This is a genomic window from Microbacterium sp. GXF0217 (assembly GCF_054798195.1).
This window is the reverse complement of the sequence record NZ_JBSJZG010000007.1, coordinates 205,414-230,192: the sequence shown is the minus strand read 5'-3', so window position 1 is coordinate 230,192 and position 24,779 is coordinate 205,414. Positions and strand designations below refer to the sequence as shown.

Sequence of the window (24,779 nt, the reverse complement as noted above, 5' to 3'; positions counted from 1 at the left end):
CAACGTGATCGGGTGCAGCCGCGTCCCAGAACCCCCCGCAAGAATGATGCCTTTCACGCCTCTATGTTGTCACACGCGCGCGAGCGACCACGGGCCCGGCCGGCCGTGGCGCGTGGTCAGGCGTTGCCGATCCGCGCGGGATATCCTGATCCGGTTCGTGCGCGAGAGGGTCGGGGAGACACATGGGAATGCTGGATCTGCTCTGGCCCGCGACCGTATTGGTCCTGCTCTACGCCGTCCTCGGCGCGACGCTGGCACGCCTCATCGGTCTGCGCGGCCTCTGGACCGCTGCGGCCGCGCCGGTGTTCGCCACCACCGTCATCGGGGGAGCGAGCGTCATCGCCGGTTGGCTGGGCATCGGCTGGTCGATCCTGCCGTGCCTCGCCGTCGCCGCGATCATCGCGGGCGGCATCGTGCTCGTACGGCACCTCGTCGGACGGCCCGTCTCGTGGCGGCGTCCGAGCGCACGTTGGCCCGGAGCCGGGTGGTGGACGTTCGGCGCCGCAGCGGCCGCGGCGGTCGTGCTCACCATCCAGGTGTTCCTCGTCGTCGGTCAGCCGACGGCGATCTCGCAGACGTTCGACAACGTCTTCCATCTGAACGCGATCCGATACATCCTCGACTTCTCGGCGGCGTCGCCGCTCGAACTCGGTCAGATGACCAGCCCGAACGGCGGGCTGCCGTTCTATCCGTCCGCGTGGCACGCCACGGCGAGCATCGTGGCACAGCTCAGCGGCGCGAGCATCCCCGTCGTGGTCAACGCGCAGACGCTCGTGGTCGCAGCCCTGATCTGGCCGCTCGGCGCTTTGCTGATCGTGCGGGTCCTGGTCGGCGCTTCGCGCATCGCCATGGTCTCGGCCGCCATCGTGAGCGTCTCGATCCCGACCTTCCCGCTGCTGCCCATGGACTACGGAGTCCTCTACCCGTTCCAGCTGTCCCTCGCGATGCTTCCGTTCGTCCTCGCGGCGACCGCCGCGGTGCTCGGCATCGGATCGGATGCCGAGCGACTGCGCCGCGGATGGTGGGCATTCGTCGTCGTCGGCGCCCTGCCGGGGCTCGCGCTCGCGCACCCCGGCGGCTTCGTCGCGTGGCTCGCTCTGTCGGTGCCCATGGTCGGTGTGTTCGCGTGGCGCACCTGGCGGACGAGGCCCGCGGTGCGGGATCGCATCTGGCTCGGCGTCGGCCTCCTCGGCTACGTCGTCGTGGGATTCGCGCTGCTGAAGGTGCTCAGGCCCCCGGAAGCGGCACGGCTCTGGCCGGTGCCGTTCCCCAAGGCGCAGGCGCTGTCCGAAGGACTGCAGCTCTCCATGTACTACGGCATCAGTGCCGTGGCGGTCGCACTTGCCGTGCTCATCGGTCTGGTGTGGGTGATCCGCGAGCGCACCGCGACGGCGATCGTGATGGGGGCCTCGTGGCTCATCGGGCTCGGTCTGTTCATCGTCGTGACCTCGTTCGGCGGGCCGCTGTGGGATCTGCGCGATGCGCTGACCGGTAGCTGGTACAACAACTGGCAGCGGCTGGCATCGGTGTTCGCGATCGCGCTCCTGCCCCTGGCCGCGTTCGGCCTCACCCGGACGGCTGAGCTCGTCGCACGACGCTGGGCGGCCGCTCGGCCGGAGGCGACACGGGCGCGCATCGTCGTCGGCATCGCCGTGGCGGCGATCGGCTTCCTCGTGTTCCCGCTGCCTGCGGTGCCGAGGGCGATCGTCTACGCGCAGAACGTGTTCGACCTCGACGACGACGCCGTGCTGCTCAGTTCGGACGAGCTCACGCTGCTCCAACGCCTGGATAAGACCGTGCCGGAGGGCGTGGTCGTCGCCGGCAACCCGTACACCGGCGCGGGGCTCGCCTACGCGATCAGCGGCCGTGAGGTGCTCATGCCGCACATGCTCGTCGACATCTCCGACGACATGGAGCTCATCAACGACCACCTCGACGACGCCCTCACGGACGGAAAGGTCTGCGATGCCGTCGACGCGCTGAACGTCGGGTTCGTGCTCGATTTCGGTGACCGCGAGGTGCACCCCGACCAGCATCCGCTCCCCGGCCTCGAGGACCTGGAGGATGCCGGTGTCGTCGAGCTCGCCGACAGCGAGGGCGATGCGCGGCTGTATCAGATCACGGCGTGCGGGCTGGGCTGACCTTCGCGACAGCGGCGTCGACGCGGCGGCGTCCGCCGATGAGCGCGCCGGCCAGCCAGCTCGCGCGGTACCCCCACGCGTAGCGGGACGAGATCACGCCCTGCGCCACCGAGATGGCCAGCTGCGCGTTCAGCTTGCGATAGCTCCGCCCGCGGCCGAACCCGCCGGCGAGAGACGCGGAGATCGCATCGGGCCCGCGCCGCGCAGCGAGCGCGTCGACCATGAGCTGCCGCCATCCCACGTACGTCCAGAAGGTCATGCGCACGACCGCGAGGGGTGACCGCGACCCTTCGACGCGTTCGGCGAGGCGCAGGGCGTTGCGCAGCGGCGCGAGCAGACCGGTGTCGCCGGCACGGCTCGGGTCGCCGTACACGTTCGCGTCGTGCTGGACGTAATCCTGGACGATCTCATTGACGATCGCCGTGCCCCTGCGGGCGCCGGCGACGACGGCGAGCCAGTGATCGTGGGTCGCCACCCGGGAGGGCGGATGCGGGAACGGCAGTGCGTCCTCCAGCAGTGCGCGCTCGAAGACGCACAGCGACCCGGTGAACTGGTTGATGAGCACGGTGGAGGCTGCACCGTGGTCGGCGCGGTCCGTGACGCCGAGCTCGACACCGTCCGGGTAGGTCACGAGGCGCGCCTGGCCGGAGACGAGCGAGCAGTCGTCGAGCAGTGCGAGCAGCGTCGCGAGCTTGTGCGGATACCAGTGGTCGTCCTGGTCGGCGAGTGCGACCCAGGCGGCATCCGCAGGGACCGCCTCGAGCGCCTGCTCGAAGTTTCCGTAGAACCCGCGTCGACGGTCGTCGCCGATCACGAGGAAGCGCTCGTCGCCGCCGGTGATCTCTTCCACGAGCGCCGCGACGGGCGATCGGTCGCCGTCCACCGAGATCACGCAGGTCCAGTCCTGAACGCTCTGCGCACGCAGGGACTGCAGCTGCCTGCGGAACAGCTCTGGGTCGGGCTGGTACGCCGCCATCACGATGGTCCCCGAGGGGTGTCCCGCTGTCATCGAGTGGCCGTCCTCCTCAGGCGCGCAGTCGGCGTTGAGGCTAGTCTAGGTGAGCGATGCATGTGCTCTCTGGGATGACCGAACCCCGCCGTCAGAGCCCTCGGCCGGGGGACGGGGTCCGTCCGTGACCGTGCGCCGGACCGTCGCCGTGTTCTCGACGTTCGGCCCCGCTGACGGCGCGGTGCAGGCTGTCGCCTCCGTGCTCGCTCAGGTCGATGAGGTCATCGTCGTCGACGACGGATCAGGAACACGAGCGGATGCCGCGCTCGAGCGGATCTCCGAACTCGGCGCCCGTGTGCAGCGGCTCGACCGCAACGCCGGCATCGCCGCCGCCCTGAACCGTGCGATCTCCCTCGCCCGCGACAGCGGCGCGACGCACGTGCTCACGATGGACCAGGACTCCCACGCACCGGCCGGTCTCGTCACCGGCCTGCTCGCCGCAGCCGATGCGGCGGAGGCCGATGGCGCCCGTCTCGGGGTCATCGTGCCCGAGTACTTCGCCGGCGTACGGCAGGCCAGGGGGGAGTCGCACCACGGCTACGCCCCCGCAGCCGAGGTCATCCAGTCCGGCATGCTCATCCCCATCGCGGTGCTGGATGACGTCGGTGCGCTGCGCGAGGACTTCTTCATCGACCTCGTCGACATCGAGTTCGAGCTGCGCCTCGTACGCGCGGGGCTCGCCGTGCTCGCCGCCGAGGGCGTTCGCCTCGGCCACGCCCTCGGCGCAGCGTACGAGCGCACCCTCTTCGGAGTTCCGGTGCGGGTACCGGGCATCCCGCCGGTGCTGACACTCAGCACGCCGTTCCGCTATTACTACCGGGTCCGCAACCGCCTGGTGCTCGACTGCGAGTACTTCGGCGCCATGCCGGTGCGGATGCTGCGTGACACGCTGTTCGACAGCATCCATTTCTTCGACGTCCTGCGGGTCGCCCGACCGCGGCGAGCCATGTGGCGGGTGTTCCGTGTCGCCGTGGTCGCCGCGGTGCGCGGTCGGATGGGCGCGATGCCGCAGGGGCTCCGCGAGATCGCAGGAACGATCTGCTGGTCCGCGGCGCCGGTGGCGCCTGCGCCCGACGGGAGTGCAGACGCGTGAGTCGCGGGCAGGTCGCCGGGCGGCTGAGCGGGTTCACGATGTCGGTCATCATCGTCACGATCGTGGGCGTGGCCTCGATGCCGATCCTGAACCAGGCGCTCGGCCGCGAGACGTGGGGCATCCTCGCGGTCATCCAGAGCGTCGCGCAGTTCGGCGGGATCGTGGTGTCGTTCGGGTGGGGGGCGACGGGAGCGGCCAGCGTCGCATCGATGTCCGCCGACGAGCGCACCGGTTTCTACCGCTCGTCATTGCGCATCCGCACGGTGCTCTACGTCCTCACCTTCCCCGTCGTCTTCGTCATCCTCGGCCTGGTAACGCGCGGCCTGTGGCTCGACTCGCTCCTGGGGGCGCTCGTCTACCTGCTGCCCAGCGTCGGTGCCGCCTGGTACTTCATCGGCACCGGGAGCCCTTCTCGGCTCATTCGCTTCGACACGCTGCCGTTCATCGGCGGTGCAGTCCTCGGCATCATCGGTGCCGTCGTGACGGGGGAGCTGTGGGCCTACCTCGTGGGTCAGGGCATCGGCTATCTCGTCGGCATCTCGCTGTCGGCGGTCGTCATCCTGCGCGGCGCGCCCGTCGGTCCCGCCCCCGTCCCGTGGCGCGATGCCCTGATGGCGCAGCGCCACGCGGTGCTCGCGACCCTCACGAGCACCGGGTATGTGAATCTCCCTCTCATCGCCCTGCAGATCTTCCTGCCGTCCGCGGTGCCCGTCTACGGCGTCGCCGACCGGCTGTTCCGGTACGCGTCAGTGGCGTTCCAGCCTGTCCAGCAGTTCTTCCAGAGCTGGGTTCCCGAACCCGGAGCGGATCTCGCGGCGCGGTGCAGGACGGCGACGGGGGCGGCCGCGGGGATCGCGGCGCTCGGCGGTCTCGCGATCGCGGTTCTGTCGCCGGTGCTCTCATTGCCGCTTTCGGGCTTCCAGACCCAGGTGCCGCTGGAACTATCGACCCCGCTCGGGGTGGCCTTCCTCGGGATCGGCATCGCCGCGGTCGTCGGGTACGCCTGTCTCGTCGTGCTGGGCCGCGTCTCGGCGCTCGCCGTGTCGACCCTGGTCGGTGCGCTGGTCGGTGCGCCCCTGATCCTGCTGTTCGCTGCGCTCGGCTCGCTGCCGCTGGTGGCGTGGTCGGTGGCCGTGTCGGAGCTGTGCGTGGCCGGGTACCAGCTGTTCGTCCTGCGGCGAGCACTGGCGGAGCGGAGGATGCCGGCATGACCACGGTGAGCGTCTGCATGGCGACGTACAACGGCGCACGGTACGTGCGGGAGCAGCTGGATTCCATCCTCGCCGAGCTCGAACCCGCAGACGAGGTGGTGATCGTCGACGACGCCTCGTCGGACGACACGGTCGCGCTGCTCGAGGCCTACGAAGATCAGCGCGTGCGGGTGTTCGCCCGCGACGTCAATCAGGGCTACGTGCGCTCGTTCGAGGAGGCGCTCATGCGCGCCACCGGCGATGTCCTCATGCTCGCCGACCAGGACGACGTCTGGATCCCCGGACGGCGCGCTCTACTCGTCGCCGCGCTCGAGGAACGCGCCGTCGCGGCATCCAACCTGGTCCTGCTGTCCACCGGCGCACCGCTGCGGTCTCCGCTGACACGCCGCGATTGGATGCTGCGCACGGGCGGAGGCGCACAGCGCTGCCGCAATCAGGTCAAGATCCTGATCGGCGACGCGCCGTACTTCGGATGCGCGATGGCGATCCGTCGCGACTTCCTGTCGCTCGCGACGCCGTTCCCTGCGGGGCTGGACGAGTCGCACGACCTGTGGATCGCGACCGTCGCTAACGCCGCTGGCGAACTCGTGCACGTCCGGCAGCCGACGCTGCGGCGGCGCGTCCACGACCAGAACGCGTCGAGCGAGCGTCCGCGCGGCATCCTGCCGGCCCTGCGTTCGCGCGTCCTGCTCCTGCGCCTCTGGCGCGAGGCGCGGCATCGGGTGCGCGCTCAGGCCTGAGCGGGCACCGCGCGCGCGGGGCGGTGCCTGGCGAGCCGCATGACGGGCCGCTCGATGATGAACCAGCTCGCCATCGCGAGCAGGCTCGTCAGTGCCGTGGTGATGAGGATGTACACCAGGACGCCGAACTGCGCGCCGCCGAAGACGTAGACCAGCTGCTGCATGGGCCAGGCGTAGATGTAGAAGCCGTACGAGATGTCGTTCCGCGCGATCCACTCCGGCTGCGGGACCACGGTCGACAGGTACAGCAGGGCGTACCCGAGCAGGGGAGCGGCCAGCGGGCCGCCGAGCACCGGGACGAAGACCATGAGGGCGGCGGCGACCGGGATCGACAGGATGCCGATCAGCGGGATGAATCCCCAGCGCTGCACGACGAGGTACACGAGGGATCCGCCGAGGAAGTATGGCAGCAGACGTGCGAGGAGATCGAAATCCCCGTCCAGGCCGCCGGACAGCCCTGCGGCCGTCGCCGCACGCACGGCGACGGCGCCGACCCACAGCACGAGTGTCAGCAGCACTGAGCGGCGGAAGATCGCGAACGCGCCGAGCACCCACACGACGAGGTAGCAGATGAACTCGAAGTACAGCGTCCACAGCGAGCCGTTCCAGGCATCCGGATAGGGCAGCGTGCTCAGCGACGATCCGATCGCGTAGTGATCGATGTGCAGGAACAGGTTGCCCCAGATGTACTCCAGCGGAGTCGTCGGCGTCGTGACGTAGCCGGAGAGCGTCCCCATCGTCGCGAGCTGTGCGATCGGCCCGAATACCGCGGCGGTCAGGACGAGGCAGACGAGGAACGCCGGCATGATCCGCGCGATGCGATGCACGAGGAACGCACCGGCATCCGTCCGGAGCCGGGATCGCGTGATGAGGAAGCCGCTGATGACGAAGAAGCCGATGACCGCCCAGCCGCCGAGGTTCTCGCCGTTGAAGCCGGGTGCCCAGTCGAGACCGGCGGTGTAGAACGCGTGCGCGACCAGCACGAGGAACGCCAGGATCAACCGGAACAGGTTCAGGCTGTTGGTCCGGAACGGGAACTCCCGGGGCGTCGTCAGGTCGGTGCTCACTTCAGCAGGTTCCGCTGCGCCATCTCGTCGAGCGAACGCTGATAGGCATCCTGCTCGATCGGCTCGGTCAGCACCCACTCCGCGAATGCGGCGACGCCGTCGCGGAAGGGCACCTGCGGGGTGAAGTCGAGGACCCGCGTCATGCGCGAGGTGTCGGCGATGTTGTGGCGGATGTCTCCGAGGCGGTAGTTGCCGGAGATCCGGGTCGGCACCTCGCGCCCGAGGGCGGCGAACAGTGCGGCGACGACCTCGTTGACCGTGGTCCCGACGCCGGAGCCGACGTTGAGGATCTCGCCGGCCGCCGCGCTCTCGGTCGCCGCGAGGAACGTCGCTTCCACCACGTCGTCGATGTAGACGAAGTCGCGGCTCTCCTCGCCGTCCTCGAAGATGTTGATCTCCTTGCCCTGTCGGATCAGGGTGGAGAAGATCGACAGGATGCCGGTGTAGGGGTTCTTGAGCGACTGACCGGGTCCGTACACGTTCTGGTAGCGCACTGACACCGGCTCGATGCCGATGGTCGGGGCGACGGTCATGATCATCGCCTCCTGCATCTGCTTCGTGATGCCGTACAGGGACGACGGGTGCAGGAGCGCGGACTCGTCGGTGGGGATCAGTTCCAGCTCGCCCTCGCCCGGGTGGTGCACGTCGAAGTCGCCGGCGGCCATGTCGGCATCCGCGCGGTGCTCGGGGTAGACCGTGCGTCCGTCGGCGGTGCGATAGGCGCCCTCGCCGTAGATCGAGCGGGACGAGGCGATCACGATGCGCCGCACCTCGTGCGGCTCGTTCGTCAGGAGGTCGAGCAGCTTCGCGGTGCCGCCGACGTTCGTCTCGACGTAGCGGTCGATCTCGTACATCGACTGGCCGGTGCCGGTCTCTGCGGCCAGATGGATGACGGTGTTCACACCGTTCAGCGCCGCGCGGAGGTCGTCCTTCGAGGCGACCGTGCCGCGCACGACCGTCGCGATGCCGTCCAGCGAACGCAGCAGCGGAGAGGCCTCCGGGTCATCGCCGTGCACCTGGGGGAGCAGGGAATCGAGCACGGTGACGCGGTGTCCGGCGCGGACGAAGCGCTGCGCGAGACGAGTGCCGATGAAGCCGGCGCCTCCGGTGATCAGGACGTGGTCGGCCATGAGGTGAGTCTCTCCAATCGGGCACCACCTCGCACGCGTGGCTACAGGGCGAAGATGTGGGCCAGAGTCGACTTTAGCCCAGCGGAGGTGCCGTGCCGGAGAACCCCCGGGAGCTCCGTGATCGCGTGCAACCTCGCCATGAGTCGCATCCGGGTCACTCGAGCGGTGCGTTTCCAGCCCTTCGCCTCGGCCTGGCGCCGTGCGGTCGCGTAATACGTGCGCTCATCGTTGAATCGGCGGCCGTCCAGCAGAGTCTTCTGCGACGCGCTCCCGCTGTGACGCCGGTAGGAGAACGCGAGCGTCGGTGCGAAGGCGAGCGAGCCGCCCTGGAACGCGATGTCGACGAGCAGTGCGAGGTCCTGGATGATCGGGAGGCCATCCCGGAAATCCACCCTGCGCAGCGTGTCGGTGCGGAACGTGAGCGACGGCCAGTACAGCCAGTTGCCGCGCAGCAGACTCGTGGCCATCTCCTCGCCGGTCAGCACGGTCTCGGCGCGCGGCGACAGCATCCGCTGCTTGATCCGGTCGGCGAGCGGCATCACCACGGTGCCGTGCTCGTCGATCACCTGCACGCCGGGCTGGACGACATCCGCATCCGGATGCCGTTCGAGGATGCCCGTGACCACGTCGACGTAGTTGGGGTGCAGCAGATCGTCGCAGCCGAGGATCGCGACGTGCCTGCCGCTCGCACGGCGGATCGCCTCGCGGTAGTTCTCGGTGATGCCGAGGTTGGTCTCGTTGCGGATGTAGGTGATCCGCTGATCGGTCTCTGCACGCAGCCGCTCGCCCACAGACTCGTCCGGGTAGCAGTCGTCGATGATCGTCAGGTCCCAATCCGGGTTGCGCTGGGCGCGGACGGAGTCGATCGCGTCGAAGAGAAGGCCCGGTTCCCCCCAGTAGGGAATGAAGATCTGCAGAGTCATGGCAGGAACATCATAGGTGGCGATCCCGAAGGGCCCCCGGAGGCGGGCGCGCAGAAGCTTCACTGCCGTGCCTGGATACGATGGTGTTATGGATCTCCTTGTCGTCGGGTCGGGTTTTTTCGGTCTCACTGTTGCTGAGCGTGCTGCGGATGCGGGGCGTAAGGTGACGGTGATCGATCGTCGTCATCACATCGGTGGGAATGCGTACAGTGAGGCGGAGCGGTCGACGGGGATCGAGGTGCACCGGTATGGGGCGCATCTGTTCCACACGTCGAATGCGACGGTGTGGGAGTACGTGAACCGGTTCACGTCGTTCACGAACTATGTGCATCGGGTGTACACGAACCACAAGGATGTGGTGTTCCCGATGCCGGTGAATCTGGGCACGATCAATCAGTTCTTCCAGGCGGCGTATTCGCCGGCTGAGGCGCGTGCGCTGGTGCGGGAGCAGGCGGGGGAGTTCGATGTCGCTACGGCGGCGAACTTCGAGGAGAAGGGCATCGCTCTGGTGGGGCGGCCTCTGTTCGAGGCGTTCTTCCGTGATTACACGGCGAAGCAGTGGCAGACGGATCCGCACAAGCTGTCCGGGGACATCATCAGCCGGTTGCCGGTGCGGTACACGTATGACAACCGGTACTTCAACGACACGTGGGAGGGGCTTCCCACGGACGGGTACACGGCGTGGCTGTCGCGGATGGCGGATCATCCGAACATCGAGGTGAAGCTGAATGTGGACTTCTTCGATGAGTCGCAGCCATTGAACAAGAAGGCGATGGTCGGTCAGGTGCCTATCGTGTACACGGGTCCGGTGGACCGGTACTTCGAGTACACGGAGGGGGCGTTGAGCTGGCGGACGCTGGACTTCGAGGAAGAGGTCCTGGAGATCGGTGATTTCCAGGGCACGAGCGTGATGAACTACCCGGACATGAACGTCCCGTTCACGCGCATCCATGAGTTCAAGCACTTCCACCCGGAGCGCAAGGACGTCTTCGCGCAGGACCGCACGGTCATCATGCGGGAGTTCTCCCGGTTCGCGGAACGCACCGACGAGCCGTACTACCCGGTGAACACGGCCGACGACCGGGCAGGGCTGCTCGCGTACCGTGAGCTCGCGAAGGGCGAGAAGGACGTCCACTTCGGTGGACGCCTGGGCACGTACCAGTACCTCGACATGCACATGGCCATCGGCTCCGCCCTGTCCATGTGGAACAACACCCTCTCCTAGACTCGTACTGTGAGTCACGCTGCAGTCGGGGCGCCGGGGACGCCCCGGCGATACCTGCATTCGCTGTGGCTGCTGTCGGCCCGCGATCTCAAGGTCCGCTACTCGACCAGCTTCCTCGGCTACTTCTGGTCGGTGCTGGATCCTCTGGTCATGAGCCTGATCTACTGGTTCGTGTTCACGCAGGTGTTCCACCGCTCGGTGGGTGAAGAGCCGTACATCGTGTTCCTCATCACCGCACTGCTGCCGTGGGTGTGGTTCAGCGTCGCCGTGTCGGATTTCACCAGGGCCTTCAAGAAAGAGGCGCGCCTGGTCCGTTCGACGAACATCCCTCGATCGATCTGGGTGAACCGGACCGTGCTGAGCAAGGGGATGGAGTTCCTGTTCTCGCTGCCGGTGCTCGCGATGTTCGTGATCATCAACCTGGTGGTCGAGACGGACCCGGACAAGGTCGTGCACATCGGCTGGGGCCTGCTGTGGTTCCCTGTGGCGATCCTGCTGCAGGTCGTGCTCCTCGTGGGCCTCGGTCTGCTCATCGCTCCGCTGTGCGTGCTGTACAACGATCTCGAGCGCACCACCGCGCTGATCCTGCGCGCGCTGTTCTACGCTTCGCCGATCATCTACGGTGTGCAGGATCTCCCCGCGCCCTTCGACACGCTCGGCGCGTTCAACCCGCTCGCGGGCATCATGACGCTCTACCGGATGGCCTTCTTCCCCGACCAGTGGGAGCCCGTCGCCGTCGCCATCAGCGTGGCGGTCAGCCTCGGCATCCTGGCGCTCGGGATCTGGGCGTTCCGCTCGCTCGAGCGCACCGTGCTGAAGGAGCTGTGATGGGTCCCGCGATCGAAGTGCAGGGGCTGGGCGTCCGGTTCCGACGCAGCCGCCGAGGACGGCGGAGCTTCAAAGACATCTTCGCCGATGCGACCAGACGGTCGCGTCCCGGTGAGTTCTGGGCGCTGCGCGATGTGTCTTTCACCGTGCAGCCGGGCGAGTCGATCGGCGTCGTCGGACGCAACGGACAGGGCAAGTCGACGCTCCTGCGTCTGGTCGCCGGCGTTCTGCTCCCCGACGAGGGCACTGTCCGTGTGAACGGCGGGGTCGCCCCGCTGATCGAACTCACCGGCGGGTTCGTCAACGACCTCACGGTGCGCGAGAACGTCCGGATGATGGCCGGACTGCACGGCATGTCCCGTGCGGAGATCGCGAGCCGTTACGACGGCATCATCGACTTCGCCGAGCTCGAGGGCTTCGAGGAGACGCCGTACAAGCACCTGTCCAACGGCATGAAGGTCCGGCTCGCATTCTCCGTCGTCTCGCAGCTCGACGAGCCCATCCTCCTCGTCGACGAGGTGCTCGCCGTGGGCGACAAGGGCTTCAAGGAGAAGTGCTACCGCCGCATCGACGAGCTGCTCGCCGAGGGCCGCACGATGTTCTTCGTGAGCCACAATGAGCGCGACCTGCGACGGTTCTGCACGCGTGGTCTGTACCTCAACCGCGGCGGGCTCGTGCTGGACGGCCCGCTGGAGGACGTGCTGGACAGCTACAACGCCGATCTGAAGGCCTGACACCCGGGCGTCAGGCCCTTCAAGACTGTCGGACCGGATCAGATCCCGGCGATGTCGCGCAGCGTCTGCAGCGCGGATGTCGCGGTGCTCTGGGCGCCGGTGGTGTCCCCGCCGCTGCGGTACGCGTTCTGCAGGTTGTCGAGCGCGGAGAGGTAGTTCGAGACACCGCTCGCCCAGTCAGCGGCGATCGAGCTCGGCGGAGGCGTGTCCGACAGTCGCTCGGCATCCTCACGGAGCAGGCCGACGTCGTTCGCTGCCTGCTCGCCGCCCGCCTCGGCGGCGTACTGCAGACCGGTCGCGGCGTCGTCGATCACCGGCTGCACCTGGGCGGCGAAATCGCCGACACCCGGATCGGGAACCGGGGGAGCTGAGTCCTCGGGTGCCGGCGTCGGCGTCGGTGTCGGAGCGGGCGTGACGGTCGGCGTCGGAGTGGGCGTCGGCGTCGGGGTCTCTGTCGCCGTCGGGCTCGGACTCGGGCTTGCCGAGTCGGTCGGCGTCGGCGAGGGCGATGCCTCGGGTCCGAAGGCGCTCGGCAGCACGAAGACGAGGAAGACCACGGCGATCGCGAGGGCGATGCCCGCGAGCGCCGAGATCAGCCAGATCTTGCCGCTGCTGTTCTTCTTCGGCGGGAAGTACCAGACGGCCTCCTGCTGAGGCGAGTCCGAGGGATGCGGTTCGTTCGTCATCACGCCTCCAGCGGGGGCATCGGCTTCCAGCTCCGGTCACGGCCGAGCCTGCCGCCGTCACGGATGCCGCGGAAGAGGTTGCTCGTTCCGCGAACGGTGCGTTCGACGAAGACGAGCCGGATCAGTTCCTTGAAGAACGTCGCGGTGGTTCCCAGCCCGAACAGCACCGGGTTGTACACGCGGTTCACGCGGTAGTACTGCTTGATGTAGGCGCGATTGCGCATGATGTAGTAGCGGTAGGCGTTGCTCGACGCATTCAGGTGCCGCACGCCCATGTCCCACTGCCGGATCTCACGGGTGCGTCGCAGGACGAACTCGTTCACGATCACCGCTGTCGTCCGGCGCGACGCGAGCCAGCCGTAGGTCTGGTCGTCCCAGTAGATGAAGAACCGTGGGTCGGGGAGACCGATCTGCTGCACGATCGAGCGGTGGATGAACATGCCCTCGAAGCATCCGCTGTTCATCTCCTTGAACCCGGACGCATCGAAACCCGCCGGAGCGAAGGGAATCGGGATGCCCATTCGCTCGGCGATCTTGTACTGCCAGTAGAACTCGCTGCCGTCGTAGTCGTACCGACGTCCCTGGATGCTCTTGAACCGGGGGGTCCACGCGCCCATCCTGGCGAGTCCGTCGTGGACGACCTCGACGTCGTCGTCCATCATCCAGATCCACTCGGAGCCGAGCTCGTACGCCGTGCGCATGCCCTCGCTGAAGCCGCCGGATCCGCCGGTGTTCTCCTCGAGGCGGCGATAGACGATCTCGGTGCCGATCGAATCGCGGAACGACTCGACGACGTCGGTGGTGTCATCCGATGAGGCGTTGTCGATGATGACGACGTGGCCGGGTTTCGGATCCATTCCCTCGATGCTGCGCAGGAGCCCCGTCAGCAGATGCGAACGGTTGAACGTGACGATGACGATCGTCGCCGAGGCCGGATCGAACACGGCGGGGGTCATGCCTTCTCCTCGAAGGTCTGCTGCCATGCGCTGTCCGAGACGAGGCCGGGCAGCGCGCCGCGGTACTGCTGCTGCAGTTCCGGCCAGCGGCGCTGCAGCTGACGATGCAGGCTGATCGTCTCGCGGAGCATGCGACGGAAGCGGGCGCGGTCGCGGGTGTAGATGTTCTTGCCGGACCCGTCGGCGGCGCTCACCAGAGCGCTGTCGAACAGCGGCAGACGCCACCAGTGGGCGTCTCCCTTGCCGAACTCCACCTCCGGCTGGGCGACATTGGCCGGGTCCGGCCGGTGCAGCCAGTGCGAGATGAGCGTCGACAGGGTGAACCAGCGCAGCTTCAGGCCGGTCGGGCTGTCGAACTCGTTCTTCTTCAGCTGCTTGTACACCTGGCGGCCGCGGCGCGAGTGCAGCACCGTCGATGGGTCGCGGTGCACGACGGTCTCGGGGTACTCGGCGGCCAGTGCTCGGGCGGCAGGCATCGCGGTCGCGAGGTTGCCGCGCATGTGATCGGGCCCGGACAGCACATCGCGCAGCGCCTGAGCGCGCAGCGCCACCGGGTAGTACTGCATCATCATCAGGTGCTTGAGGTCGACGCGTCTGCTGTGGCGGATCAATCGTCCTCCGCGGGAGACCCCGGAGTGCAGGAGGGCCGCGACGATGCGGTTGCGAGCGTGGAAGTACGCCTGCCAGTCGATCGAGTCGTCCTTGTTGACCCACGACACGTGCCACAGCGCGACGCCGGGCATCGAGACGGTTGGGAAGCCGGCCTCGCCGGCGCGCAGGCAGAACTCCGCGTCATCCCACTTGATGAACGCCGGGAGCGACAAGCCGACCTCGCGGATCGCGTCCAGCGGGATCAGGCACATCCACCAGCCGTTGTAGTCGGCATCCATGCGCATGTGCAGCAGCGGGGTCTGACGCAGGTTGGCCGCGCCGAAGTCGTGCGGCATCTCCTCCTGATAGAGGTTGCGCCACATGAACGGCACCCGGTCGACGACCTCGGCCCAGCCGTGCAGCTTGGGACGGTCGAGCAGATCGAACATGTGCCCGCCGACGAGGACCGGGTTCGTCGCGAAGCGGGCGAACATGATCGAGCGGCGCAGCGACTCCGGCTCGATGCGCACGTCATCGTCGAGAAGCTGGACGAAATCGCTCTCCGGCCGCTGCAGCGTCTCGTGCATCGCGCGGGCGAAGCCCCCTGAGCCGCCCAGGTTGGGCTGGCGGATGATGTCGAGCGTGTCTCCGAGACGCTCGGCGACGACGTCGTATCCGTCTTCCTCGGCGACGAGCTGGGTGCCCTGATCGATCAGGAAGATGCGATCGACGAGTTCGAGGACCTCGGGGGCATCGGCCAGAGCGGTGAGCGTCGAGACGCAGTAGTCCGGCTTGTTGTACGTCGTGATGCCGATCGACGCCTTGCCGGTGCGGGTCGGCTCCTGCTCAGTCGTCCATTCGGCGCCTTCGAGCACGGCGTGCTTCTCGTCGGCGACCACGTCGAACCAGATCCAGCCGCCGTCGCTGAACTGCGTGAGCGACAGGTCGAAGCTGCTGGTGGCATCGCCGGTGACCTCCTGCGTCGCCACGCGCTGCTGAACTCCTGCGCCGTTCGAGCGGTAGACGAGGACGGTCGCCGGTCCGTTGGTGTGCACGGTGAGACGCACATCGCGCACACTCGTCCAGTGCTGCCAGTACGACGCAGGGAACGCGTTGAAGTACGTGCCGAGCGAGACGCGTCGTCCGGCGACGATGCGCGCCCTGTTGCGTCCGAGGATGTTCCCCAGGTGCGCGCGGGAGGACACCCGGACGGCCTCGCCCTCGATGGTCGACCACGTCTCCGGGTCGGCGTACAGCGGCAGCAGGTCGGGGTCACGATCGAGCGGGAAGACGACGTTCTGCAGGACGTGGGTCACGTGATGATCTCTCCGGGTGGGCGGCGCTCGCCGACACGGCATGCCGACAGGCGGCTCAGGCGAGCAGAGCAAGCCTACCTGGCCGACCTCAGGATCACCGGAGCCGTGGCTGGTCAGGGCAGGATCAGCGCTGCGGCGGAAGCGTCGGGATCACACCGGTCTGCGCCGCGTCGATGTTCTCCCGCCAGGATCGGGACTGGCCGGCGCGCAGCGCGCACAGTACGAGCATGAACCAGCCCACATCCGACAGGGTGAAGCTCTCGAACATCGAGTCGATGGCGAGTGTCACCAGGATGAGCGGCGTCCACGCGTACACGGTCGAGCGCCGTGAGCTGGCGACCAGCCAGGATCGCACGAGCGCGACGCCGCCCAGCAGCACGAACAGCACGAGGCCGGCAGCGCCCAGCTGCAGCAGGACGTCGAAGTACGCGTTCAGCGCGGTCGCATGCTGCTGATCGAGCAGGTAGTTCAGGTAGTTGAACGGATACTCGCCGCGCTGCCAGGGGCCGAACCAGCCCCACCCCTGCAGGGGTTTGATCGCCACGAAGTCGAGGATGCGGTTCCAGAGGTCGGCCCGCATCGAGAAATCGGACCCGGCTCCGAGCCAGGCGATGATCGGATGCCGCAGCAGGAAGGCGACGGCCAGCGCCGCGGTCGCGAGCGCGGCGAGCACCCACTGGACGACGGCCCGGTGCGCGGGCGCGGTGTGACGCACGATCGTGAGCGCCGCCGTGGCGACGCCGACACCGGCGGCCAGCACGAGCACGGTCGGGGATGCGGACAGCAGCGCGAGGAATCCGGCCAGCGCGATCGATGGGACGGCGACGGGGGAGGTCACGGACTGGGTGCGCCACTCGATCACGAACGTGATGAGTGCGATCACGGCGATGAAGCCGAGCATGTTGCGCGTGCCGAAGATCCCCTGGATCGGTCCGCCTGTCGCGAGGGCGCCCTCGACGCCCAGGAACGTGATCGGCAGGTCGAGCAGGACGCCGGAGAGGATCTCGAGACCGAGCGAGATCGACAGCACCACCCGCAGCGCATCGCCGATCGCGCGGACCGTCTGCAGCGTGTCCCTGATGTGACCGATCGTGATCGCCAGGACGGCGTAGCCCAGCAGCGCGAGCCAGCCGAACACGGTGTCGCTGCGGTCCGTCGTCCAGATCACGCTGATGAGCGCGAGCGCGAGGAAGGCCAGCAGAGAGGACGGCGCCACCCGCAGCATCGACAGCTCTTCGCGTCGTACCGTCAGGATCGCGACGCCCACGGTGCACAGCGCGAAGACGATGGTCGCCAGCGTCACGGTTGAGGTCAGGCGCGCGATCGCGAACGATCCGAAGACGGCCAGCAGCGCCGTCAGCGTGAACGCCCTCGCCATCTCGACGGAGCCGAGGAGCTTCGTCACGCTGCTCAGACGGCTCACGGGACCCGCCGGGCGCCGCGGCCGCGTTCGGTGATGCGGACCTGCTCGCTGAGGCCCACGCCGACCAGCGGGACGGATTTCATCTTGAACGACAGCAGCACCAGCAGCAGCCATCCCCAGAGCATGATCGGGGTGGACTCGCTGAGCCCCTGTACGAGCAGCACGGTCGTGTACAGGATCGGCAGGAGCGTCACGGGGGAGTACGGGCGATCGGCGCGCAGGTCCCACCGCGGCCGATCGACGGCGAAGAACCACGACCGCCACAGCAGTGCGCCGTAGGCGATGGCCATGAGCACGAGTCCGATGATGCCGAGCTGGAACAGCACGTCGATCCACATGTTGTGCGCGTGGAAGACCGTGATGCCGTGGTCGGTGATCCACCCGTCGAACGCCGGATCCGAGGGGATCCACGGGCTCGAGAATCCCCGTCCGACCACCGGGCTGGTCGACGCCTTCTCGAGGACGGGACCCCAGATCTTGTCGCTGCGCCCGGTGAGATCGGCCGAACGGCCGAGGGCCGCGAGGATCGGACGGTACAGCAGGAGGGCAGCGACCACGCCGACGATGAGGATGCCGAGGCTCCAGGCGTACACCTTCGCCCTCCCGCGCGGCGTCGTCGTGCGGCGCATGATCAGCGCCACGGCGAGGACGGCCGCGGCAGCGACCGCGCAGATCCATGCGGTCGCCGAGGAGGCGCGCACGAAGAAGTACGCGGCCAGCAGAATCCACAGTCCGAGCGTCGTCCGCCAGCGCGCCCCGAGAGCGAAGCGAATGCCGAAGGCGATGATCGCGAGCAGCGAGATGAACGCGAGCAGGTTCGCGTTGCCCACGATGCCCTGCAGGCGCCCGCCGTCGAAGAGGTTGTCCCGCACCCAGTACCACTGCGCATCGAGATCGCCACTGGGCAGGTCGGCGAAGTTCGGCAGGATCGGCCCGTGCACGATGAGCGATGCCCAGAGCTCGATCGCGAGCGACAGGCCGAGAATCCACTTGAACGCCGACGCGATCGCGCGGATGATCTCGTGCCAGCTGAGAGCGTGCGCGATGAACAGGGCGTTAACGGTCACGGCCGCGAGCAGCACCCAGGTGATCAGGGTCGGGACCCGCCAGCCGGACCAGATCACCGACAGCAGAGCGAAGGCCGCATAGGTCAGGGCTGCCCAGGGCAGCCGCCGCCAGAGGAACGGAGCGGGGCGGGAACGGGCGAGCATCGGGACGCCGATCCCGAGCGTCGCCAGGGTCAGCACGACGATGACGACGCCGGCGCCGATCTTCCCGACCAGGTTGTAGACCGCGGAATGCGCGAACACCGCGATCAGCACGAGCACGATGTAGCCGCGCAGCAGCAGATGCCCCGTCGACTCGCGCTCCGGCGCGGTGGGCGGGGCTGTCACGGGATGCTTCGTGTACTGCGCCATCGGGAATCAGGCTACCGCGCAGGTCACGGCATCCGCTGTGATCGAGCCCGGCCTCTACGCTGGAGGCATGCTGCTGAGCCTCTCGAACGTGCCCCGCGACTACGCGTGGGGATCGACCTTCCTCATCGCCGAACTCGAGAACCGCGCCCCCTCCGGTGCGCCGGAGGCGGAGGTCTGGTTCGGAGACCACCCCGGCGACCCGGCCGACGTCGCCGGCGGAGGCACTCTGGATGCCGTCACCGGCGGCTCCCTGCCGTACCTCCTCAAGATCCTCGCGGCCGGCGGGCCCCTGTCGATCCAGGTGCACCCGACGATCGCGCAGGCGCAGGACGGCTGGGCGCGCGAAGCGGATCTCGCCGCGGACGACCCGACGCGCAACTACCGAGACGACAACCACAAGCCCGAGCTCATCGTCGCCCTGAGCGAGCGCTTCGAAGCGCTGGGCGGGCTCCGACCCGTCGCTGACACGCTGCGTCTGCTCGACGTGCTCGGGGACGGCGCGGGCGTGCAGGCGCTGCGCGAGCGACTCCTCGGCGAGGACGGCCTGCGCCGCGCGATCGCCTGGCTGCTGTCCGGGGAGGCCGCGGCCGAGGTCGCCGAGATCTCCGCGGCGCTCGCCTCGGCATCCGATTCCGAGTTCGACGACACCCTGCGGGCGATCCGCGTCGTCTCGGAGCGCTACCCGTCTGACCCCGGCGTCGTCGTCGCGCTGCTGATGAACCACATCGTGCTGCGCAGGGGCGAAGGGATCTTCCTGCGCGCGGGTCTGCTGCATGCGTATCTGTCGGGTCTCGGTGTGGAGATCATGGCCGCCAGCGACAACGTGCTGCGCGGGGGCCTCACGCCCAAGCACATCGATGTCGCCGAGCTGATGCGCATCGTGGATGCGACCCCTGGTGTCGTCCCGGTGCTGTCGCCCGAGGGTGCGGCAGTGACGTCCTACCCGGTCGGCGTCGACGACTTCGCTCTCCGGCGCGTGACGCTGACGGGGGAGCCGGTGGCCATCGACGTGCAGTCGCCGGCGATGGTGCTCGTCACTGCCGGTTCCGTCTCCGTCGCCGGAGCGGATGCCGAGCCGCATGACGTCGCTGTCGGCGCGGCATTGTTCGCCGCCGACGAAGCCGTGCTCACGCTCGCAGGGACCGGCGAGGCGTTCATCGCCCAGCCCGGTTGAGCAGATCTGCACACGCGGGTCGACACGCCCGGTGCGACACGCCGATGAGCGCTCAAAAACCTTCAAGACCGGCTTGAGGGTTTATTCTCCGCGACTTGACCAGGGCGAATGACACGGGTGTAATTAGTTGAGCACGGCCCGGTGGGGGGCAACTGACAGGGCAAGGAGAGCGACATGACGGGTTACCGTTCCGACGTTCCCGAGAACTGGTTCGTCGATCCAGTGAACCTCGGGGTTCCCGGGGTGCGGCGCGCCGAGGCTGAAGAAGAGAACACGCTCGCCTGGCAGACGGATGCACTCTGTGCGCAGACGGATCCGGAGGCGTTCTTCCCCGAGAAGGGCGGCTCGACTCGTGATGCCAAGCGCATCTGCACCTCGTGCGACGTGCGCGGCGAATGCCTCGAGTACGCGCTCGGCAACGACGAGCGCTTCGGCATCTGGGGCGGACTCTCCGAGCGGGAGCGCCGCAAGCTCAAGCGTCGCGCGAGCTGACCCGCATCGCTTCGCGGGCGCGCCGGTGACGGTGAGCGCGACGACGACACCTGGCGCTTAGGCTGACCACGCCATGCCAGCCCGACTTCATGCCGTCATCGTCGCGCGCTCCGGCGCCACCGCCCGCGCGCAGCTGCTGCGAACCATCGACGCGCTCAACGCCCAGACCCGCCGCCCCGATGCGGTGACCCTCGTCGTCTGCGGCGACGTCACCACCGCTCGCGAGAGTCCGGTGGTCGCGGCGATCGCTGATGCGATCATCGAGGCGAGGCATTCGACGTCCTTCGCGGACGCGGTCGCTCTCGCGACGGCGCGCATCCCCGAGGACAGCGCGCTCTGGCTGCTGACGCACGACAGCGCGCCGGCCCCTCGAGCACTCGCGCAGCTCGCCGGAGCGCTGGAGCGCTCGCCGTCTGCTGCCATCGCCGCGCCGAAGCTCGTCCGCTCGGACGACGATCGCGAGATCGTCTCCTTCGGGCAGACGATGACCACCTTCGGCCGGTCGGTCGAACTGGCGGCGAACGAGCTCGACCAGGGGCAGCACGACGGCGCCGACGAAGCACTGGGCGCGGATGTGCGCGGCATCCTGATCCGCGCCGAGGTGCGGCAGCATCTCACGATCGACGACGCCCTCCCCGCGGACGAAGGCCTCGACCTGGGTGTCAGGGCGCGGCTGGGCGGCGGGCGCGTCGTCCTGAACGCCGACGCCCGCATCCGCGTCGAACCGGACGGGCCGGCGGCGCTCCCGCAGCGTCCGTCCCAGCGCGCGTATGTCACGCGGCTGGCGCAGCTGCACCGGCGTCTCGCCTACGCGCCCGTGATCGCCGTGCCGCTGCACTGGCTGTCGCTGCTCCCGCTTGCACTGTGGCGCACGATCGTCCACCTCATCGGCAAGCGGCCGGCCGCGGTGCTGCCCGAGTGGGCCGCCGCGGCGACCGCGATGGTGCGCTTCGGCGCCGTCGCGAGAGCACGGGGGAGGATCCGGGCCTTCCGGTCGGCCGGCTGGTCGAGCATCGCGCCGCTGAGAGTGACCGGCTCGCAGCTGCGTCGTCGCCTCGACGACGGTCACGGCAGCGAACGCGGCGCGGTCAGCGAGCTCCGCTTCTTCTCCGGGGGCGGCGCGTGGGCGGTGCTCGCCGGCGTGATCGTCAGCATCGCGGCGTTCACGTCGCTCCTGGCCTGGCAGAGCATCACCGGCGGCGGACTCCTGCCGATGCGCGACACGCTTGCCGGCCTCTGGGAGGACGCGACGTGGGGTCTTCGCGGACTCGGCGTCGGCGTCACGGGACCCGCCGATCCCTTCGCCGCCGTTGTGGCGGTGCTCGGCTCGCTGTGGCCGGGTGCTCCGTCGTATGCGCTCGTCCTGCTCTGGCTGCTGGCACTGCCGCTGGCCGTGCTGGGCGGCTGGTTCGCGGCGACGCGCATCACGGATCGTGCCGGACTGCGCATCTTCGTCGGCATCGCGTGGGCCCTGGCTCCGACCTTCCTGACCGCGCTCATCGAGGGACGCCCTGCCGCGGTCATCGTCCACCTGCTGCTGCCGTGGCTGTTCCACAGCGCGGCGGTCGCGCATCGCTCGTGGGGCGCCGCGGGGGCGGCATCCCTGCTGCTGGTGGGAGTGGTCGCCGCCTCGCCGTCTCTTGCACCAGCGCTGGCCGTCATCTGGGTGATCGCGCTCATCATCGTGCTGGCGCAGCGACGGCTGCGCGGCGCCGTGCGCATCGTGTGGCTGCTGATCCCGACGCTGGTGATGTTCCTGCCGATGCTGCTCTGGCGCCTCGGCCGCGGCGAGCTCCTGGCGATCGTCGCGGACCCCGGTTACCTCTGGCTGTCGCCGCAGGCGCAGGCGGATGCCGCCGGTCGGACGCTGCTCGCGACGGGGTTCCCGACCGCCGATCTCGCCGGTTGGGCGCAGGTCCTCGACCCCGCGATCGCCGCGTGGGCGCCGCTGCTGCTCGTCCCGCTGGTGCTGCTCGCCCTCGCATCGGCTCTCGCGCCGCGCTGGCGCGCAGGCTTCGTGCTCCTCGCGGTCGCCGCTGTCGGTCTCGCGAGCGCCATGCTCGTCGTCGGCGTCGCGATCGGCTTCGTACAGGGCACGCCATCGCCGATCTGGCCGGGGGCGGCTCTGAGCCTCGCGTGGATCGGCGTCGTGGGTGCCGCAGCCGTCGCGCTCGACACGCTCATCGCCCTGCCGCTGCTGCGCACGATCGCGCTGATCGTCGCCGGCGCAGCGCTCGCGGTCGCCGCCGTACCGGCACTGACGGCGGTGCACGCCGGGCGCACTGCGTTGGCCGAGGGATCCGGAAGCACCCTACCGGCCCTCATCGCGGCCAATGCGCGCGGCGACCAGGATCTCGGAACGCTCATCATCACGCCGCTCGGGCAGGACAGCGCCGCGACGCGCGTCGTGTGGGGCGCCAGCGAGACCCTCGGCGCGCAGACCACGATCCTCAGCACGGCTACCGAGGTGCAGGGCACCGACGTCAGCGCGCTCGCGGTGGATCTCGTCTCCTCGCGCGACTTCGACGCGGCGACCGAGCTCGCCGAGCTCGGCATCGACTTCGTCCTGCTCGACGAGCTCCCAGCCGGATCGGATGCCGGGGCGGAGGGCTTCCGTCTCGACGCGGTGATCGCGCTCGATCAGCGCACCGGGTTCGTCCGAGGAGGCGACGTCGCCGGCGTCGGAGTCCTGTGGCGTCTCGAGGACTCCGGCACCGACGGTGCCGCACGTGCCGCGCAGGCCGGAGACGATCACGGCGTTGCGCGTTCGGCGACGGCGCTGCAGCTGCTGGTGGTCCTCGCGGCGCTGCTCCTCGCGGTACCGACGCGAGCCTCGAGGCGCGCTGCGCGCGCGATCTCGCGCGTCGTCGGCAAAGCGCCGGAGGAGCCGCTGACGCCGGTACGGCACCACGGCGGCGATGCCGCGCACGACGAAGCGGATGCCGCGGTGCAGGAGCATGCGGCGACGATCCCCGCAGAGTCGTTCGTCGAGGAGGAGCCCGCGACCGACGAGCCTGCCCCGGCCGTCGAGCCCGCCACGGCCGTGGAGCCTGCAGCGACCGAGACCGGCGCCGTCGACGAACCGGCCGATCCCGCCGAGGCACCCTCCGGCGCGGATGCGCCCTCCGACGCCGACGCACCCTCGGAAGCGGACGCGCCGCGAGTGACCGCTGAACCGCCCACCGAAGAGCCCCGACAGGCCGACAAGCCAGAGGAGGACCGCTGATGGCCACCAGAAAGCGTGCGATCACGGTCGTCACCACGGGGGCGCGACTGTTCGTCGGCGCCGTCGTCGCGGTCGGCTGCGTCGTCGGCGCCGGTGCGGCGATCGTGGCGCCCTGGCCCGATATCGAGACCACAGCCGCGTCGACGCAGGTCGCGACGGTGCCCGGTGACCCCGTCCTGGTGTGCACCGGTCCGTTCCGCGCCCTGGGTCGCGAGTCCCAGAGCGCGGACCAGATGCAGGCGGCCGGAGTCGGGCGCATCACGGTCGACGGCGAGCCGACCGCACCCGCGCAGAGCACGATCGCCACGCCGGATCTCGTCGGCGGCGAGGGCGCCGCGGTGTTCACCGGCGTGGTTCAGGAGCGCACGAGTGCGGAGATCGCGGCATCCGAGTCGCTGGTGCTCGCCGAGGAGGATCTCTCCGGCCTCGCCGCCGCGCCGTGCGCGCCGGCGGCCACGCAGTCCTGGATCGTCGGCGGATCGGTCGAGACCGGCGCCAACGACGTGCTCGTGCTCTCCAACCCCGGTGCCGTACCAGCGACGGTGACCCTCACCGTGTACGGCGGGGGATCGAACCCGGTCACGCACGTGATTCCGGCGGCGACGCAGATCGCGCTGCCGTTCGCCTCCATCGCGGCCGATGCCGAGGACCCGGTGGTCCGGGTCACGGCCGAGGGCGCACCCGTGCGCGCCGTGCTGCAGTCGGCGCTGACGCGCACCCTCGACCCCGCGGGCACCGACCTGCAGGCGTCGGCCATCGAGGCATCCCAGATGGTGCGCTTCGCCGGTGTTCAGATCGTCGCGGCGCCGACCGAGGGGACGGCGACGAACGCGATCCGTCTGCTGGCACCGGATGTCGACACCGACGCGCAGGTGGTCGTCCGTGACGAGACCGGCGCGACGGCGGCGGCGTTCGTGGTGCCGCTCACCGCCGGCACTCCGCTCGATGTCGCACTGGCCGACCTCGAGCTCGGCACCTACAGCGTCCAGGTGACCGCAGGAACACCGGTCGTGGCCGCCATCTGGCAGAGCGAGGGCACCGGGCCAGGAACCGATTTCGCGTGGATGACGCCGGCGTCCGAGCTGGAGGAGACGCTGTTCGCCGTCCCCGCAGGACCATCACCGAAGCTGCACCTCGTGAACAGCACGGAGCAGGATGCCACGGTCGTGCTGTCGGCGATCGGCGGAACCGAGCGGCAGATCATGGTGCCCGCAGGGTCGGCCGAGCTGGTCTCGGTGCGCGCGGCGACCGTCTACCGGCTCTCGTCGGATGCCGACGTCACCGCAGCGGTCACGATGGCGGAGCCGGGGCGCCTGGCCGGATGGCCGGTGGCGCAGGCGGGCGACGAGGAGCGCGAGATCACGGTCTACCCGTAGTCGCCGCGGCTCGGTCAGCC

At 69.0% G+C, this 24,779-nt stretch carries 21 protein-coding genes; 11 read left to right on the top strand and 10 right to left on the bottom strand.

Translation table 11 applies throughout. From position 1 onward, the window contains the following. On the bottom strand, positions 1-57 hold a 57-nt coding region (locus ACWAT3_RS15175; RefSeq protein ID WP_460799759.1), incomplete at its 3' end, for a sugar phosphate nucleotidyltransferase. A 125-nt stretch (positions 58-182) separates the two neighbouring features. Between ACWAT3_RS15175 and ACWAT3_RS15170 the strand changes: the two genes are divergently transcribed. After that, positions 183-2,141: a DUF6541 family protein gene (locus ACWAT3_RS15170; protein ID WP_460799746.1), complete on the top strand. Its 1,959-nt coding sequence runs from the start codon at positions 183-185 to the stop codon at positions 2,139-2,141. On the opposite strand, the gene ACWAT3_RS15165 is transcribed toward ACWAT3_RS15170, so the two are convergent. Beyond that, on the bottom strand, positions 2,119-3,150 hold the full coding sequence (locus ACWAT3_RS15165) for a glycosyltransferase (RefSeq protein WP_460799744.1): 1,032 nt from the start codon (positions 3,148-3,150) through the stop codon (positions 2,119-2,121). The genes ACWAT3_RS15170 and ACWAT3_RS15165 overlap by 23 nt on opposite strands. Before the next feature lie 124 nt (positions 3,151-3,274). Here ACWAT3_RS15165 and ACWAT3_RS15160 point away from each other — a divergent pair, with 124 nt between their 5' ends. Genes ACWAT3_RS15160 through ACWAT3_RS15150 form a run of 3 tightly spaced genes read left to right on the top strand, consistent with a single transcriptional unit; the run spans position 3,275 to position 6,194 of the window. Next, positions 3,275-4,243 carry a glycosyltransferase gene (locus ACWAT3_RS15160; protein WP_460799743.1) on the top strand — a complete coding sequence of 323 codons (969 nt, stop codon included), beginning with the start codon at positions 3,275-3,277 and terminating at the stop codon, positions 4,241-4,243. Next, positions 4,240-5,454, top strand: a complete 1,215-nt coding sequence (locus ACWAT3_RS15155) for an MATE family efflux transporter (protein ID WP_460799741.1) — start codon at positions 4,240-4,242, stop codon at positions 5,452-5,454. Before ACWAT3_RS15160 ends, ACWAT3_RS15155 begins: the two co-directional genes overlap by 4 nt. Beyond that, positions 5,451-6,194: a glycosyltransferase gene (locus tag ACWAT3_RS15150; RefSeq protein ID WP_460799739.1), complete on the top strand. Its 744-nt coding sequence runs from the start codon at positions 5,451-5,453 to the stop codon at positions 6,192-6,194. Before ACWAT3_RS15155 ends, ACWAT3_RS15150 begins: the two co-directional genes overlap by 4 nt. On the opposite strand, the gene ACWAT3_RS15145 is transcribed toward ACWAT3_RS15150, so the two are convergent. Genes ACWAT3_RS15145 through ACWAT3_RS15135 form a run of 3 tightly spaced genes read right to left on the bottom strand, consistent with a single transcriptional unit; the run spans position 6,185 to position 9,314 of the window. Continuing rightward, a complete protein-coding gene (locus ACWAT3_RS15145; RefSeq protein WP_460799737.1) occupies positions 6,185-7,261 on the bottom strand; it encodes an acyltransferase family protein in 1,077 nt (358 codons plus the stop codon). The genes ACWAT3_RS15150 and ACWAT3_RS15145 overlap by 10 nt on opposite strands. Further along, a complete protein-coding gene (locus ACWAT3_RS15140; RefSeq protein WP_460799736.1) occupies positions 7,258-8,391 on the bottom strand; it encodes an NAD-dependent epimerase/dehydratase family protein in 1,134 nt (377 codons plus the stop codon). Before ACWAT3_RS15140 ends, ACWAT3_RS15145 begins: the two co-directional genes overlap by 4 nt. Before the next feature lie 41 nt (positions 8,392-8,432). Next, positions 8,433-9,314 carry a glycosyltransferase gene (locus ACWAT3_RS15135; RefSeq protein ID WP_460799734.1) on the bottom strand — a complete coding sequence of 294 codons (882 nt, stop codon included), beginning with the start codon at positions 9,312-9,314 and terminating at the stop codon, positions 8,433-8,435. An 88-nt stretch (positions 9,315-9,402) separates the two neighbouring features. Between ACWAT3_RS15135 and glf the strand changes: the two genes are divergently transcribed. From glf to ACWAT3_RS15120, 3 genes are read left to right on the top strand one after another with little or no spacing between them, the layout of a single operon-like run. Then, positions 9,403-10,539, top strand: coding sequence for a UDP-galactopyranose mutase (glf, locus tag ACWAT3_RS15130; RefSeq protein WP_460799732.1), 1,137 nt, complete (start codon positions 9,403-9,405; stop codon positions 10,537-10,539). A gap of 9 nt (positions 10,540-10,548) precedes the next feature. Further along, positions 10,549-11,367: an ABC transporter permease gene (locus ACWAT3_RS15125; protein ID WP_460799731.1), complete on the top strand. Its 819-nt coding sequence runs from the start codon at positions 10,549-10,551 to the stop codon at positions 11,365-11,367. Continuing rightward, the gene (locus ACWAT3_RS15120) at positions 11,367-12,101 is read left to right on the top strand and encodes an ABC transporter ATP-binding protein (RefSeq protein ID WP_460799729.1); all 735 of its coding nucleotides are present in this window, start codon (positions 11,367-11,369) and stop codon (positions 12,099-12,101) included. Before ACWAT3_RS15125 ends, ACWAT3_RS15120 begins: the two co-directional genes overlap by 1 nt. Positions 12,102-12,139: 38 nt before the next feature. On the opposite strand, the gene ACWAT3_RS15115 is transcribed toward ACWAT3_RS15120, so the two are convergent. From ACWAT3_RS15115 to ACWAT3_RS15095, 5 genes are all read right to left on the bottom strand, one after another. Then, a complete protein-coding gene (locus ACWAT3_RS15115) occupies positions 12,140-12,787 on the bottom strand; it encodes a hypothetical protein (protein ID WP_460799728.1) in 648 nt (215 codons plus the stop codon). Further along, on the bottom strand, positions 12,787-13,743 hold the full coding sequence (locus ACWAT3_RS15110; RefSeq protein WP_460799727.1) for a glycosyltransferase: 957 nt from the start codon (positions 13,741-13,743) through the stop codon (positions 12,787-12,789). Before ACWAT3_RS15110 ends, ACWAT3_RS15115 begins: the two co-directional genes overlap by 1 nt. Next, complete coding sequence (locus ACWAT3_RS15105; protein WP_460799726.1) at positions 13,740-15,650, bottom strand: glycosyltransferase; 1,911 nt, start codon at positions 15,648-15,650, stop codon at positions 13,740-13,742. Before ACWAT3_RS15105 ends, ACWAT3_RS15110 begins: the two co-directional genes overlap by 4 nt. A gap of 124 nt (positions 15,651-15,774) precedes the next feature. Continuing rightward, entirely contained in the window at positions 15,775-17,073 is a 1,299-nt protein-coding gene (locus tag ACWAT3_RS15100; RefSeq protein WP_460799724.1) for an O-antigen ligase family protein, read from the bottom strand. Next, complete coding sequence (locus tag ACWAT3_RS15095) at positions 17,070-18,491, bottom strand: O-antigen ligase family protein (protein ID WP_460799722.1); 1,422 nt, start codon at positions 18,489-18,491, stop codon at positions 17,070-17,072. Before ACWAT3_RS15095 ends, ACWAT3_RS15100 begins: the two co-directional genes overlap by 4 nt. A 67-nt stretch (positions 18,492-18,558) precedes the next feature. Here ACWAT3_RS15095 and manA point away from each other — a divergent pair, with 67 nt between their 5' ends. From manA to ACWAT3_RS15075, 4 genes are all read left to right on the top strand, one after another. Beyond that, positions 18,559-19,665 carry a mannose-6-phosphate isomerase, class I gene (manA, locus tag ACWAT3_RS15090; protein WP_460799721.1) on the top strand — a complete coding sequence of 369 codons (1,107 nt, stop codon included), beginning with the start codon at positions 18,559-18,561 and terminating at the stop codon, positions 19,663-19,665. A gap of 174 nt (positions 19,666-19,839) precedes the next feature. Continuing rightward, positions 19,840-20,157 (top strand): WhiB family transcriptional regulator, encoded by a 318-nt coding sequence (locus tag ACWAT3_RS15085; protein ID WP_460799719.1) that lies wholly within the window; start codon positions 19,840-19,842, stop codon positions 20,155-20,157. A 73-nt stretch (positions 20,158-20,230) separates the two neighbouring features. Then, a complete protein-coding gene (locus tag ACWAT3_RS15080) occupies positions 20,231-23,383 on the top strand; it encodes a glycosyltransferase (RefSeq protein WP_460799717.1) in 3,153 nt (1,050 codons plus the stop codon). After that, positions 23,383-24,759, top strand: a complete 1,377-nt coding sequence (locus ACWAT3_RS15075) for a DUF5719 family protein (protein ID WP_460799715.1) — start codon at positions 23,383-23,385, stop codon at positions 24,757-24,759. Before ACWAT3_RS15080 ends, ACWAT3_RS15075 begins: the two co-directional genes overlap by 1 nt. Positions 24,760-24,779 lie beyond the last annotated feature (20 nt).